The sequence below is a fragment of the Streptomyces agglomeratus genome (genome assembly GCF_001746415.1).
GTDB lineage: Bacteria > Actinomycetota > Actinomycetes > Streptomycetales > Streptomycetaceae > Streptomyces > Streptomyces agglomeratus.
Genome location: NZ_MEHJ01000001.1, coordinates 7,380,729 through 7,393,873, shown reverse-complemented (window position 1 = coordinate 7,393,873; position 13,145 = coordinate 7,380,729). Strand labels below are relative to the sequence as shown.

General features: G+C 69.1%; 15 protein-coding genes and 1 pseudogene. 10 read left to right on the top strand and 6 right to left on the bottom strand.

What is annotated here, in order from left to right:
* Positions 1-27: 27 nt before the first annotated feature.
* Complete coding sequence (locus AS594_RS32345; protein ID WP_069775157.1) at positions 28-402, top strand: hypothetical protein; 375 nt, start codon at positions 28-30, stop codon at positions 400-402.
* Positions 403-491: 89 nt separating this feature from the next.
* On the opposite strand, the gene AS594_RS32340 is transcribed toward AS594_RS32345, so the two are convergent.
* The 3 genes from AS594_RS32340 to AS594_RS32330 form a co-directional block, all read right to left on the bottom strand.
* The gene (locus AS594_RS32340) at positions 492-812 is read right to left on the bottom strand and encodes an SCO5918 family protein (protein WP_069932006.1); all 321 of its coding nucleotides are present in this window, start codon (positions 810-812) and stop codon (positions 492-494) included.
* Between the two features lie 72 nt (positions 813-884).
* Positions 885-2,435: a DEAD/DEAH box helicase gene (locus AS594_RS32335; RefSeq protein ID WP_069775159.1), complete on the bottom strand. Its 1,551-nt coding sequence runs from the start codon at positions 2,433-2,435 to the stop codon at positions 885-887.
* A gap of 374 nt (positions 2,436-2,809) precedes the next feature.
* On the bottom strand, positions 2,810-3,013 hold the full coding sequence (locus AS594_RS32330) for a cold-shock protein (RefSeq protein WP_069775160.1): 204 nt from the start codon (positions 3,011-3,013) through the stop codon (positions 2,810-2,812).
* A gap of 519 nt (positions 3,014-3,532) precedes the next feature.
* Between AS594_RS32330 and AS594_RS32325 the strand changes: the two are divergent.
* Positions 3,533-4,767 (top strand): annotated as a pseudogene (locus AS594_RS32325) (PP2C family protein-serine/threonine phosphatase).
* Between the two features lie 173 nt (positions 4,768-4,940).
* Positions 4,941-6,386 carry a glyceraldehyde-3-phosphate dehydrogenase gene (locus AS594_RS32320; RefSeq protein ID WP_069775161.1) on the top strand — a complete coding sequence of 482 codons (1,446 nt, stop codon included), beginning with the start codon at positions 4,941-4,943 and terminating at the stop codon, positions 6,384-6,386.
* Positions 6,387-6,538: 152 nt separating this feature from the next.
* Here the strand turns inward: AS594_RS32320 and AS594_RS46425 are convergent, their stop codons facing one another.
* Positions 6,539-6,817: an HPP family protein gene (locus tag AS594_RS46425; RefSeq protein WP_240509132.1), complete on the bottom strand. Its 279-nt coding sequence runs from the start codon at positions 6,815-6,817 to the stop codon at positions 6,539-6,541.
* The gene (locus AS594_RS46420) at positions 6,814-7,092 is read right to left on the bottom strand and encodes an HPP family protein (RefSeq protein ID WP_240509131.1); all 279 of its coding nucleotides are present in this window, start codon (positions 7,090-7,092) and stop codon (positions 6,814-6,816) included. Before AS594_RS46420 ends, AS594_RS46425 begins: the two co-directional genes overlap by 4 nt.
* 364 nt (positions 7,093-7,456) lie before the next feature.
* Between AS594_RS46420 and AS594_RS32310 the strand changes: the two genes are divergently transcribed.
* From AS594_RS32310 to AS594_RS32300, 3 genes are all read left to right on the top strand, one after another.
* Positions 7,457-7,939 carry a hypothetical protein gene (locus AS594_RS32310; protein ID WP_069932007.1) on the top strand — a complete coding sequence of 161 codons (483 nt, stop codon included), beginning with the start codon at positions 7,457-7,459 and terminating at the stop codon, positions 7,937-7,939.
* Positions 7,940-8,185: 246 nt separating this feature from the next.
* On the top strand, positions 8,186-9,406 hold the full coding sequence (locus tag AS594_RS32305) for a GDSL-type esterase/lipase family protein (protein WP_069932008.1): 1,221 nt from the start codon (positions 8,186-8,188) through the stop codon (positions 9,404-9,406).
* A 63-nt stretch (positions 9,407-9,469) separates the two neighbouring features.
* Positions 9,470-10,045: a TetR/AcrR family transcriptional regulator gene (locus tag AS594_RS32300; protein WP_069932009.1), complete on the top strand. Its 576-nt coding sequence runs from the start codon at positions 9,470-9,472 to the stop codon at positions 10,043-10,045.
* A gap of 66 nt (positions 10,046-10,111) precedes the next feature.
* On the opposite strand, the gene AS594_RS32295 is transcribed toward AS594_RS32300, so the two are convergent.
* The gene (locus AS594_RS32295; RefSeq protein WP_069935669.1) at positions 10,112-10,849 is read right to left on the bottom strand and encodes a TetR/AcrR family transcriptional regulator; all 738 of its coding nucleotides are present in this window, start codon (positions 10,847-10,849) and stop codon (positions 10,112-10,114) included.
* A gap of 116 nt (positions 10,850-10,965) precedes the next feature.
* Here AS594_RS32295 and AS594_RS32290 point away from each other — a divergent pair, with 116 nt between their 5' ends.
* The 4 genes from AS594_RS32290 (at position 10,966) to AS594_RS32280 (ending at position 13,138) form a co-directional block, all read left to right on the top strand.
* Positions 10,966-11,496: a DUF4386 domain-containing protein gene (locus tag AS594_RS32290; protein ID WP_240509130.1), complete on the top strand. Its 531-nt coding sequence runs from the start codon at positions 10,966-10,968 to the stop codon at positions 11,494-11,496.
* A 23-nt stretch (positions 11,497-11,519) separates the two neighbouring features.
* Positions 11,520-11,657 carry a hypothetical protein gene (locus AS594_RS46415; RefSeq protein WP_240509129.1) on the top strand — a complete coding sequence of 46 codons (138 nt, stop codon included), beginning with the start codon at positions 11,520-11,522 and terminating at the stop codon, positions 11,655-11,657.
* A 196-nt stretch (positions 11,658-11,853) separates the two neighbouring features.
* Complete coding sequence (locus AS594_RS32285) at positions 11,854-12,705, top strand: aldo/keto reductase (protein ID WP_069935668.1); 852 nt, start codon at positions 11,854-11,856, stop codon at positions 12,703-12,705.
* A 205-nt stretch (positions 12,706-12,910) separates the two neighbouring features.
* Positions 12,911-13,138 (top strand): hypothetical protein, encoded by a 228-nt coding sequence (locus AS594_RS32280; protein ID WP_069775169.1) that lies wholly within the window; start codon positions 12,911-12,913, stop codon positions 13,136-13,138.
* Positions 13,139-13,145: the final 7 nt, after the last annotated feature.

Here is a 13,145-nt window from a genome sequence, read left to right as displayed (position 1 = left end):
GCTTTGACCGTAGTAAAATCAGGTGCCATGTCGAACGCTGATCACCTGCTCGTTGACGTTGCCGCCATGGTGGAGTCCGAGCACTGCAATCAGATGTCCCTCACCGTCGTCGCCGGCGGTGCTGTCATCACCGGACGGCTGGCTCCCGAAGCAGTGTGGAGGCAGCGAGTGGCCGAGGTGCTGAAGGACTCTGACCGGCTGGGACCGTTCTCCAGCATCTTCATGGCTCCCAGCCCGGATTCCCGCCCGGATCAGGACGTGCCGCCCACGCACCTGCACTTCCATGTCGCGAGGATCCTCCAGGGCAACATCGGGATTCCCGAGACGGGCGGGATGTACCGCATCGCCATCGAGGATGTGAGCGCATGGACGGTAGGTGACTTCAGCTACTCCGATCACTGAGCACGCAAGGCCGTACATGGTGAGGCCCCGACCGGTGCACCGGTCGGGGCCTCACCGCTGCCCGGGCTCAGCTGTGCCCGCCGCCGGGTTTACGCGACTGCCGAGGTACCGAGCATGGCGGACGCCGCGGCCAGCGGGGTGAGCCGTGCGGCGACCCCCGCGACCGGAGCGAGGCCGGGCGCCGGGCGGCAGGTGAAACCGAGTCGGGTCAGCGCCCTGGTCACCTCGCTCGCGGTGAAGTCGCGCCGGTCCTGTCGGGTGATGACTTCACCCACCTGCTTGACGGGGTAGTGGCGGCGGCCGACGATCACGGACTCGCCCACGACGGGTTCGGGCTTGATGCCCTTCATCGCTGCCAGCACCTCCGTCTTGACCAGGTCGAACGGGAAGCGGGCGATGACGCAGCGCATAGTGCCTCGGCAGAGTGGAGAGAGGTGACGGGCCGGGGGTGGCGGCCCGGGAGACCGGCGTCGGCGCTCGTGCTAAGCGGCCGCGCCGAGAGGGGGCTGAGCCCCGGAACTTCCGTCCGCCGCACGGGAGTTGGAGCCCGTACGCCGGGTCTGAGCGGGGCGGCCGCGCCGGCCCCGGTTCGAGGACTCGCCTCGCTTCGGGCGCTCGACGACCGGCGCGACGATCGTGACCGGAACACCCGACGGCGCCTGGGCTCCGGTGATGCGGCTGAGTTCCGCCTCGCCGGAGCGGACCTGCGCGGTGTGCGGAGTGATGCCCGCCGCCAGCATCAGGCGGGTCATCTCGCGGCGCTGGTTGGGCAGCACCAGGGTGACGACGCTTCCTGACTCGCCGGCGCGCGCGGTGCGTCCGCCGCGGTGCAGATAGTCCTTGTGGTCGCTGGGCGGGTCGACGTTCACCACGAGGTCGAGGTTGTCCACGTGGATGCCGCGCGCCGCGACATTGGTCGCCACCAGGACCGTCACATGGCCGGTCTTGAACTGGGCCAGGGTGCGGGTGCGCTGCGGCTGGGACTTGCCGCCGTGCAGTGCGGCAGCCCGTACGCCGCTGTTCAGCAGGTGCTCGGTCAGCCTGTCCACCGCGTGCTTGGTGTCCAGGAACATCAGCACCCGCCCGTCACGCGCGGCGATCTGCGTGGTCGTGGCGTTCTTGTCGGCACCCTGTACGTGCAGCACGTGGTGTTCCATCGTCGTCACCGCGCCGGCCGAGGGGTCGACCGAGTGGACCACGGGATCGTGCAGATAGCGGCGGACCAGCAGATCGACGTTGCGGTCCAAGGTGGCCGAGAACAGCATCCGCTGCCCCTCGGGCCGTACCTGGTCGAGCAGTTCGGTGACCTGGGGCATGAAACCCATGTCGGCCATCTGGTCGGCCTCGTCCAGCACCGTGATGGCGACGCGGTCCAGACGGCAGTCGCCGCGCTCGATGAGATCCTTCAGCCGCCCCGGCGTCGCCACGACGACTTCCGCGCCGCCACGCAGGGCACCGGCCTGGCGGCCGATCGACATGCCGCCGACCACGGTGGTCAGCCGCAGTCGCAGCGACCGGGCGTACGGGGTGAGCGCGTCGGTCACCTGCTGGGCCAGCTCACGGGTCGGTACGAGCACCAGAGCCAGCGGCTGACGCGGTTCGGCCCGCTGACCCGCGGTCCTGGCCAGCAGGGCAAGCCCGAAGGCCAGCGTCTTGCCCGAACCGGTGCGCCCGCGGCCGAGGACATCACGACCGGCGAGCGAGTTCGGCAGCGTGGCGCCCTGGATCGGGAACGGCACCGTCACCCCCGCGACGCCGAGCGCGGCCAGCAGCGTCGCGGGCATCTCCAGGTCGGCGAAGGCCTCGACGGCCGGCAGCGCGGGTGTGACGGTGACGGGAAGCGCGAACTCCCCCTGGACCGCGACGGGACGGCGCCCGTAGCCACCGGAACGGCTCACAGCGCCGGAGCGGCCGGGAGCACCGGAACGGCTCGGAGCGCCGAAGCGGCTCCCGCGTCCGGAACCGGCGGAGCCGGAAGAACCGCTGGTGCGGCTGGGGAAATGGCGGTCGTTCGTGCGAGCTGTGCGGTTCACTCGGAACCTTCCTCGATGCGGCACGTATCAAGGAATTCCCGGCACGAATAAATGAACAGCACAGGGAACCGCAAGAACGAGCCGAAGTAAGACGAAAACGAAACCGGGCCGGCATGAACACCAGAGGCCAAGTGCGTCGAAAATGATCGGCAGAAGCCGGACAGGGTCCGGGATGCCTGATCGGAGGGCCGGACGAATCCGCGTCCGTAGCCGTGGGCGGAGCGTCCGCCGTGCGGTGAGACAGCCAGGGCACTGATGCGTGGCGCCGCTCGCGCGACGTACACGACGCGACCAGCAGGCCCTGGACAAAGCAACGGGCTGGGGCCCGCACCCCAAGGTGCGGGCCCCAGCCTGCTACGCCATACGCTTCAGCGTCAGGCGGGAACGATGTTCTCCGCCTGCGGGCCCTTCTGGCCCTGCGTGACGTCGAAGTTCACCTTCTGGCCCTCCTGGAGCTCGCGGAAGCCCTGGGCGGCGATGTTCGAGTAGTGGGCGAAGACGTCAGCGCCGCCACCGTCCTGCTCGATGAAGCCGAAACCCTTTTCCGCGTTGAACCACTTCACGGTGCCAGTAGCCATGTCATATCTCCTTCGGGGCAATGCCCAGGGGCCCGCACTGTGCGTGCCCCGAGTCGCCGCGATGATCGCCCCGTCCGGAAAAATCTCCGGCATACAAAAATGCATCCGCCGACGCAAGAGGCCAGCAAATGCACTTGAAGTCTTTGGGAACCACAACTGCAACTGAGATCAAACAGTAGCACGGAGAAATCGCCCGTGTGCGTCCAGCGATATCGCTCTCCCCATGAGTCCACAAACCCTCATCGCGCATTACGGCAATTTCTGTGCCTGCCGCCACAGGTATTCGCGCGCGGGGGCCACAGCGTCCGTGTGGACTGGAAGGCGCTCCAGGAGCGGGACCGCCCTCGCGCACCTGCCGCCGTATGAGGGATTCATCGGGGAAGAGACCCTTCACGCGGGGCATGCCGGGGGTCGACGGGCGATCATCGTGTGACGCGAAGCTTCTGGGGCGAGACGACCGATGGACGCCTCACGCAGGTGAACGCCAACCAACAGGTCGGGCCAGGAGAGGGAACGGCTGTGGCAGAAGGTGAGCGACGGCCGGACCGTCACAGGGTGGACCGGTCGGAGGGGTTCGGTGAGCGGCTGCTCGGGGTGCTGCTCGACCGGGCGCACGAGATGCCGCCCCAGTTGATCGCTCCACTGATCGCCGAGGAAGTCGCCAGGGTCGGTGGCCGTGACGTCTCGATCCTCCTACAGGACTACGCGCAGGAACTGCTCGTGCCGCTCCCGGGCAGGCAGCTCGTCGTGGGCGAGCCGGAGGTCATCGGCGAGTCTCCGGCCGGCGATGCCTTCCTGCTCGGGAAATCGGTCCAGGTACGGCGGCCCGACGGCGTACGGGTCTACCTGCCGCTGCTGGACGGCAGCGACGAGGTGGGAGTCATGGCCCTCACCCTGGACACCATCGATGATGACGACCGGCGCCTGCTGCGCAGACTCGCCGGCCTGGTCGCCGACATACTGGTCACCAAGCACGCCTACACGGACCGGTTCTTCCAGGCCCGGCGCCGTGAACCGATGAGCGTCGCCGCCGAGATGCCGTGGTCACTGCTGCCACCGCTGACGATGTCCGTACCGCAGGTCGCCGTGTCGGGAGCCGTCGAACCCGCGTACAACATCGCCGGCGACAGCTTCGACTACGCCCTCAACGACGACATCCTGCACGCGGCCGTGATCGACGCGATGGGCCACGGCCTGGACGCCGCCACCATGGCGACCGTCGCCGTCGGCGCCTACCGCCACGCGAGGCGCTCCGGCATCGGCCTGGCCCAGAAGTACACGTACATGGACAGGGCCATCGCCGAGCAGTTCGGGCCGGACCACTTCGTCACCGCCCAGATGATGAACCTCGACGTCACCACCGGCTTGCTGCAATGGGTCAACGCGGGCCACCCGCACCGCTGCTGATCCGCGACCAGCGGGTCGACCGGCAGCTGGAGAGCCCCACCACCCTGCCGGTCGGTCTCGGCGGCGACCACCCGCCCATCACCGAGTACCAGCTCCGGCCCGGAGACCGGGTGGTGTGCTACACCGACGGCGTGATCGAGGAGCGCGACGCCGACGGGGAACCGTCCGGTGAAGAACGCCTCATCCGCTGCATCAACGAGCACCCCGAACAGGGAATGCGGGCAGGCGCCCTGTGGATCTCCCGCGCGCTCAAGAAGGCACGCGGCGGACGCACCAGCGACGACGCGACCGTCTTCGAGATCGAATGGCGGGGAGGCGCCGCCGACCACCTCGCCGTCCTCGACTGACTCGCCGTCCTCGACTGAGCCAGGGTGCCGTATCCCCCGGCCGGTGTGCCCCGCGGGCGCCACCGCGTGGTCAGCGCCGGACCCGGGCAGGCGCCGCCCCGGTGGGACCCATGGAAAGATCAAAGTAGCGAGGGGCTAGCATATGAGCGCCGCCTAGCTCGAAAGATAAACCTGTGACTGTCAATGACGACTCGTTCACCAGCTGGAAAACCCGCGAGGAGATCGCGGAGTCGATGATCCCGATTATCGGGAAGCTGCACCGGGAGCAGGACGTCACGGTCCTCCTTCACAGCCGCTCCCTGGTGAACAAGTCGGTGGTCAGCATTCTCAAGACCCACCGATTCGCCCGGCAGATAGCCGGCGCGGAGCTCTCGGTCACCGAGACGCTCCCGTTCCTCCAGGCCCTCACCAAGCTCGATCTCGGCCCGTCGCAGATCGACATCGGCATGCTCGCCGCCACGCACAAGACCGATGAGCGTGGTCTCTCGGTCGAGGAGTTCACCGCCGAGGCCGTCGCCGGCGCCACGGGTGCCGAGAAGATCGAACGCCGCGAGCCCCGCGACGTCGTCCTCTACGGCTTCGGCCGCATCGGCCGCCTCGTAGCCCGCCTGCTCATCGAGAAGGCCGGCTCCGGCAACGGTCTGCGACTGCGCGCCATCGTCGTCCGCCAGGGCGGCGAGCAGGACCTCGTCAAGCGCGCCTCGCTGCTGCGCCGCGACTCGATCCACGGCCAGTTCCAGGGCACGATCACCGTCGACGAGGCGAACAGCACGATCGTCGCCAACGGCAACGAGATCAAGGTGATCTACGCCGGAAACCCGTCGGAGGTCGACTACACGGCGTACGGCATCAACAACGCCATCCTCATCGACAACACCGGCAAGTGGCGTGACCGCGAGGGTCTGTCGAAGCACCTGCGCCCCGGCATCGACAAGGTCGTCCTGACCGCTCCGGGCAAGGGCGACGTCCCCAACATCGTGCACGGGGTCAACCACGACACCATCAAGCCGGACGAGCAGATCCTGTCCTGCGCGTCCTGCACCACCAACGCGATCGTCCCGCCGCTGAAGGCGATGGCGGACGAGTACGGCGTCCTGCGTGGCCACGTGGAGACCGTCCACTCGTTCACCAACGACCAGAACCTGCTGGACAACTACCACGATTCGGACCGTCGCGGCCGCTCGGCAGCGCTCAACATGGTCATCACCGAGACCGGCGCCGCCTCCGCCGTCGCCAAGGCGCTGCCGGACCTCAAGGCGAAGATCACCGGCAGCTCGATCCGCGTCCCGGTGCCGGACGTCTCGATCGCGATTCTCAACCTCCAGCTCGCGCGCGAGACCACCCGCGAAGAGGTCCTCGACTACCTCCGCGACGTGTCGCTCACCTCGCCGCTCAAGCGCCAGATCGACTTCATCAGCGCTCCCGACGCGGTCTCCAGCGACTTCATCGGATCGCGCCACGCCTCGATCGTGGACGCGGGCGCCACCAAGGTCGAGGGCGACAACGCGATCCTCTATCTCTGGTACGACAACGAGTTCGGCTACTCGTGCCAGGTGATCCGCGTCGTCCAGCACGTCTCCGGTGTGGAGTACCCGACCTACCCGGCCCCCGCGGTCTGATCCCGGCCGGTTTTCCGGTCCGGTGCCCCGGCGGCGGGGTGGCGGTGGCGCGGCAATCGAATCCCGACGGGGTCCGGTTGCTCCGCCACCGCCACCCGCCGTGCGGGGCACCGGTCCGTTACGGCCCAGGTGTTCTGACGAGCCGCGAACCCTCACCACCAGTAGGCGGGGTACCTCACCGCTGTGCGGCGGATGCGGGAGCCCGCGTACCCCGTGATGACGAGGAGAACGGTGGCGCCGAGCAGCAGGGGGACGAACCGGGCGGGCGCCGGAGCCTGGAGCACGATGACGACGGCCGTGGCGCAGGCGGGTGCTTGCGGCGTACGGGCGGTCATGTTCAGCGCGAGCGTGACGCCGGCCGCCACTGCCGCGGCCCAGGGGCTGCTGCCCGCCGCCGCCAGGACGCCGTAGCCGACGCCGGCTCCGATCAAGTGGCCGATGACCACGCTGCGGGCTGGGCCAGTGGCAGGGCGGGGGCGCTGTGCACCAGGGCCGCGCTGGCGGCCAGTGGGGGTATGAGTACCGGTTCGTGGATCATCGCGCCGATCGCGACGAGCCCCAGCAGGACGGCTGTCGCGGCGCTGATGCTGTGGAAGGCGGCCACAGGGGTGGGCCGGGCCGGAGCCCGTCCGAGGGGCTTACGCCGACTCGGTGCCTCGGGGACGAGTGGGACCGTATCGGGACGCGGGGCGGCGTCGATGCTCATGTGCGGTGTTTCCGGGGCAGGCGGCCGTACGGCCGGGCAGGGACAAAGGGCAGGATGAGGAAGGGCGGACTGCTGCGCCCAGTGCTGTGATCGACAGTCGGGCCACCCTCGCGCCCGTGTCCTGGTTCGGCCGACGCAATCACCCATGATCTTAACGTGCGGGTTTTCTACGGATTGGTCCGGGTCGGCCGAGCCGGTTGCCGGTGAACGACATCGCCCTGGGAGGGTACCGGCGCGGTGGGGTGACAAGGCTCGGTCCGTTCGCGCGCCCCGCACGAATTAGGGTGGGGGGATCGAGCGCCACGCTCGCTTCCAGGCAGTCGGCGCTCGCTTCCGGGCAGTCGGCGACGCGCAAAGGACGGACATGACGCACTCCCCCTCCGCCGCGGCCGTGACCGACCTCGACGCGGAGATGGCCGGGGCCCCCGCCGGAGCGGCCGGCGCCCTGTGGCGGCTGACCGGGGCGCAGCGCGGCCTGGACGCCAATCTTGTCCGCCTCGGGCCGGGTGGTGTCATCGCCGAGCACACGGAACCGACCCTCGATGTGCTGATGATTGTGGTTCAGGGCAGCGGCAGAGTCACCACCGGCGAGGAAACGCGTCCGCTGACACTGCACTCGGCTGCCTGGCTGGCGAAGGGGTCCCGGCGCTCGCTGACCGCCGGCCCGGACGGGATGACGTATCTGACCGTCCACACCCGGCGGCCCGGTCTCGGCGTAACGCCAGCCTCACCCGAAGGCGGCGAAGCCGCCTGTCTGCTCCAGCGGGTCTGCCCGGACTGCGGGCGGCTGGCCGCCGACCGGGACGCGCGGTACTGCGCGCGCTGTGGCAGCCCGCTTCCCGACTGACCGCCCGGCGCTCGCGACTGGTGTGCGCGACTGCGGTGTGCGCGATACCGCTTGGCTCCGGGAGCCCGACGAGAGGCGCGGCCCCGCCAGGGTCGGCAGGCGCTCTTCCTGGCCCCACAGCGGAAGAACTCCCAGAGATGTACCACTGGTTGCCACTCGCTGAGCAGCGCACCGGGAGACGTCGTGCGGATGTGCCCTACGGGAATTCATTGGCCTCACCACGTACCCGTCCAGCAGAATGCGACGATGAACGACCGGCTCAGCGACATCCCCCACACCCCCACGACCGACCGCGAGACGGACTGGATAACCACGTCCATCACCGCGGACCTCCTGCGCGGCGCCCTGGATCTGGAGCGCACCGCGCACGGCGTGCTGCCGCACCGGCTGCCCGCCCGGGCCCGCGCCCAGTGCGCCGACGGGCAGTTGGCCATGGCGGAGGCCCAGCCGTCCGGCGTACGGCTGGTGTTCCGTACGCGGGCCACGGTCGTCGAGCTGGACGCGCTCCGCACCAAGAACGCCTACCGGGGCGCTCCGCCCCGCCCCGACGGGGTGTACGACCTGCTCGTCGACGGCCGGCCGGCCCGGCAGGCCAGTGTCACCGGAGGCAACGTCCTCCTGATGGACATGACGACGGGAGCAGCCGAGACCCTGCCGGGACCGGTCGGCACCGTACGGTTCTCCGGCCTCCCCGGCCATGCCAAGGACGTCGAGATCTGGCTGCCGTACAACGAGGTCACCGAGCTGGTCGCGCTGCGCACCGACGCTCCCGTCGAGCCCCGACCGGACGGGGGCCGCAGGAAGTGGGTGCATCACGGCAGTTCCGTCAGCCACGGCTCCGACGCCGCGAGTCCCAGCACGACCTGGCCGGCGCTCGCCGGCTCGCTCGGTGGTGTGGAGCTGACCAACCTCGGCCTGAGCGGCAGTGCCCTGCTCGATCCGTTCACCGCCCGCACCCTGCGCGACCTCCCGGCGGACCTGATCAGCGTGAAGATCGGCATCAACCTCGTCAACACCGATCTGATGCGCCTGCGCGCCTTCGGGCCCGCGGTGCACGGCTTTCTCGACACCGTCCGCGAGGGCCACCCCACCACTCCGCTCCTGGTCGTCTCACCCATCCTGTGCCCCATCCACGAGGACACCCCCGGCCCCAGCGCCCCCGACTTCAGCGACCTCAGTGCCGGAAGGCTGCGGTTCCGGGCCGCGGGCGACCCCGCGGAACGGGCGGGCGGGAAGCTGACCCTCAACGTCGTCCGGGACGAACTGGCCCGCATCGTGAAGCAACGGGCTGCCGACGACCCGAACCTGCACTACCTCGACGGCCGCGACCTCTACGGCGAGGCGGACTTCGCCGAACTGCCGCTGCCCGACCAGCTCCACCCGGACGCCGCCACCCACCGCCGCATCGGCGAACGCTTCGCCGCCCTGGCCTTCGGCCCCGGGGGCCCGTTCGCCACCGTACGGTGAACTCCAACCGTAGTACTCTGACTGTAGTGACACCGGTGCAGTACTACGTGTGGAGCAGCTTCAATGGTGCGCAAGAACACCGAGCGCAGGGCCGCCCTGGTAGACGCGGCCATCGAGGTGCTGGCCAGAGAAGGCGCGCGCGGCCTGACGTTCCGTTCGGTGGACGTCGAGGCCGGCGTGCCCGCCGGGACCGCGTCCAATTACTTCGCCAACCGCGACGACTTGCTCACCCAGACGGGCTCCCGCGTCTACGAGCGGCTACAGCCGGACGACGCGACCATCGCACGGCACCGCGCCGGCAAGCCGGACCGGGACACCTACACGATGCTGATGCGCGAACTCGTCAGCCGTGTCGGCACGTTCAGGACGGGCTATCTGGCTCTGCTCGAACTCCGGCTGGAAGCCACCCGGCGCCCCGAGCTGCGCGCGGTCCTGACCGAGCGGGTCCGCTCGGACATCGACGCCAACGTCTCCTACCATCTGGCCTCCGGCCTGCCCGGGGACGCCACCTCGGTCCGGCTGCTGTACTTGGCGTTCAACTGGCTCATCGTGGAGCAGCTGACGCTGCCGGACGTCTTCTCCGAGGCCGAACGCGAAGAACTCGTCGCGGCCGCGGTCGAGCGCATCGCCACCGGCTGACCGGCGGGCCTTCTTCTCCACTACCGTCTTACGCAGGCCACTGCGCCCCACGCCGGGGGCGTCGCGTCATCCAGTCGTCTCCTGCGCCTCTTGCGCCTCCGACGTCTCCTGCGGGCGACGGGCGGATGTCCACCCCTGCCGCCGGAGTCGTTCGAATCCGTCCAGGAGAAGGTCCAGCGAGAACTCGAACTCGAACTGATCGTCACAGCCCCCGCCCACGACGGACCCCTCCTCATGGGCCACCGCCCCGGCCAGCTCCGCCACATAGGGGTACTGTCCCGCGTCCCCCGCGGACGCGGGAGCCGGCGCGTCCGGTTCCGGGCCGGGCGAGGCGTCGAACAGTTCCTGGGTGAACCCCAGCATGCGGCTGCCCAGCGCATGCATCACATGGTGTGTCAGATCGACCGAGAAGCCGCCGGTCCGGAACATCCCGATCACCGAGTCCATGTACGCGAGCACGACCGGTGTTGGCCTGGGTCGCGATTGGATCACCTGAGCTGCCCAGGGGTGACCGATGAGCGCTCGTCGCGCCGAGAGGATCCTGCGCCTGACCGCGCCCTTCCAGTCGCTTCCGGGGTCCGGGGGCTCGATCTCGCCGACGACGACATCCACCATGCCGTCCAGGAGCTGCTCCTTGTTGGCGACATGCTTGTAGAGCGCCATCGGCACCACGCCCAGCTCCTGTGCGAGCTTGCGCATGCTCAGTGAATCGATCCCGGCCTCGTCGGCGAGCGCGACCCCGGCGCGCAGCACGCGGTCCCTGCTCAGAGGAGGCCGGCGCGCCGCCTCCGCCTGCTGAGTCATGTCGGTCAACTCCCCTTGTGGTGAGCCGTGGAAGGCATCCGCCTTGACGAGTGTACGCCGTACACCTACCGTGGGCCTTCGGTGTACGCCGTACACCTTTCATGGGGAGGGTCCACATGGGCTCAGCTGGAAAAGTCGCGGTTGTCACCGGAGCGTTCTTCCTTGTCACGGAGGTCGCCGCGATCGGCGGGCTTGTGCTGTACGGGCCCGTGCTGGAGAGCACCGGTTACGTCGTCGGTCCGGGCGCCGACAGCCGGGTGTTCTTGGGGGCGCTGTTCGAACTCGTCCTCGCGATAGCCGCCATCGGTACCGGGGTCACCCTGTTCCCGGTCATCAGGAGACAGAACGAAGGGGCCGCTCTGGGCTACGTCTGTGGTCGCCTTCTCGAAGCCGCCGTCATTGTCGTCGGCATCGTCAGCGTTCTGTCGGTCGTGACGCTGAGAAGAGACTTCGCGGCGTCCTCCGGCGCCGACGCCGCGGCCACGGTCACGGCGGGCAAGACCCTGGTGGCGATCCATGACTGGACGTTCCTTTTCGGGCCCAACTTCATCCTGGGCGCGAACTCACTGGTCCTGGCGTACCTGATGTACCGCTCGCGGCTCGTACCCCGGTTCATCGCCGTGCTGGGGCTGGTCGGGGTCCGCTGATCTGCGTTTCGGCGACCGCTGTGATGTTCGGTCTCTACGAGCAGCTCTCCGTGCTGGGTTCGGTCGCGGCGATCCCCGTTTTCGCCTGGGAAGTCACGCTCGCCGTCCGGCTCATCAGCAAGGGGTTCAATCCGTCCCCCCTCACTTCTGGCGACGCATGAGGGAGGGCCGGCCACTGGCTCGGCCGGCGCTGCGGCTTCCGGCCGTCTCGGACGCCGGCCAAGGGCCCGGTCCCAGTCCCAGCCGGGGCCGGGGCTGGCCGGCGACACGGCGCACTCGTCCCCACGGCGAGCGGCCCCCGGGCGATCGGGCCAGAGTGGAAGTCCCCACCGCCGCATCGCGCCCAGAAGGAACCCCGTGCAGAACGTCACCCTGAACAACGGCGTCCGTATGCCGATCCTCGGCTTCGGCGCGTACCAGATCCCGCCCGACCGGACAGAGCGGGCCGTCACCGACGCCCTCGCCGCCGGCTACCGCCTGCTCGACACCGCCGCAGCCTACGGAAACGAGGTGGCCGTCGGCCGCGCGATCAGGAGCAGCGGCATCCCGCGCGAGGAACTGTTCGTCACCACCAAGCTGTGGGTCCAGGACGCGCCCGCGGAGCGGAACGCCAAGCGCGCCTTCGAGACGTCGCTGGACAAGCTCGGCCTCGGCCACGTCGACCTGTATCTGATGCACCAGCCGTTCGGCGACGTCTACGGGCAGTGGCGCGCCATGGAGGACCTCTACCGCGAAGGGCGGGTCAAGGCGATCGGTGTCGCCAACTTCTATCCCGACCGGCTCGTGGACCTGGCCATCAACAACGAGGTGACGCCTGCGGTGAATCAGATCGAGACCCATCCGTTCTTCCAGCGCGGCACCGACCAGGACGTGATGCGCGAGCACGGGGTCCAGCTCCAGTCCTGGGGCGGGTTCGCGGAAGGCCGCAACAACATCTTCACTCACCCGCTCCTGAGCGAGATCGCCGAGAGCCACGGCAAGTCCGTGGCACAGGTCGTTCTGCGCTGGCTGACCCAGCGCGACATCGTCGCGATTCCCAAGTCCGTTCGCGCCGAACGCATGGCGGAGAACATCAACATCTTCGACTTCGCACTCACCGCCGCCCAGATGGCGTCCATCGCCACCCTGGACACCGGAACCTCGCAGTTCTTCGACCACCGCGACCCCGCCATGGTCGTCCGGCTCGGCCGGGTGCGCCTCAGCGACTGACCAGGCGCGTGCACCGGGGCACACCACCGGCGCTGAGCTGCGGATGCGCTCGACGAGGGCGGCGGAGGGCTACGTACCGGTAAACCTCCGCCGTACGGTTTTCCGCCCGTCGGCCTACGCCGATTCGCCCCTTCGGCCGCGATCGCTTCTCATGGAGACAGCGGGCAGTTCGTCCCGCTTTGCGTCTGCGCAGAAAGGCACGCCGATGTACGAGATGCGCGCCGAGCCCACAATCGGCAAGGGCGAACTGATCTGGCATGTCATCCACAAGGACGTCACCGCCAGCACTCTGTGCGGGCGCTCGTTGATGCCGGACTCCCCCGCCGCCCTGCTCGCCCAGATCGAAGCGGCCGCGGAACGGTACTGCTCCTCCTGCATGACCGCTTTCAGCTCCGCGTTCAGTTCGGCAGTCCAGCACCACGTACGACGCTGAACAGGTG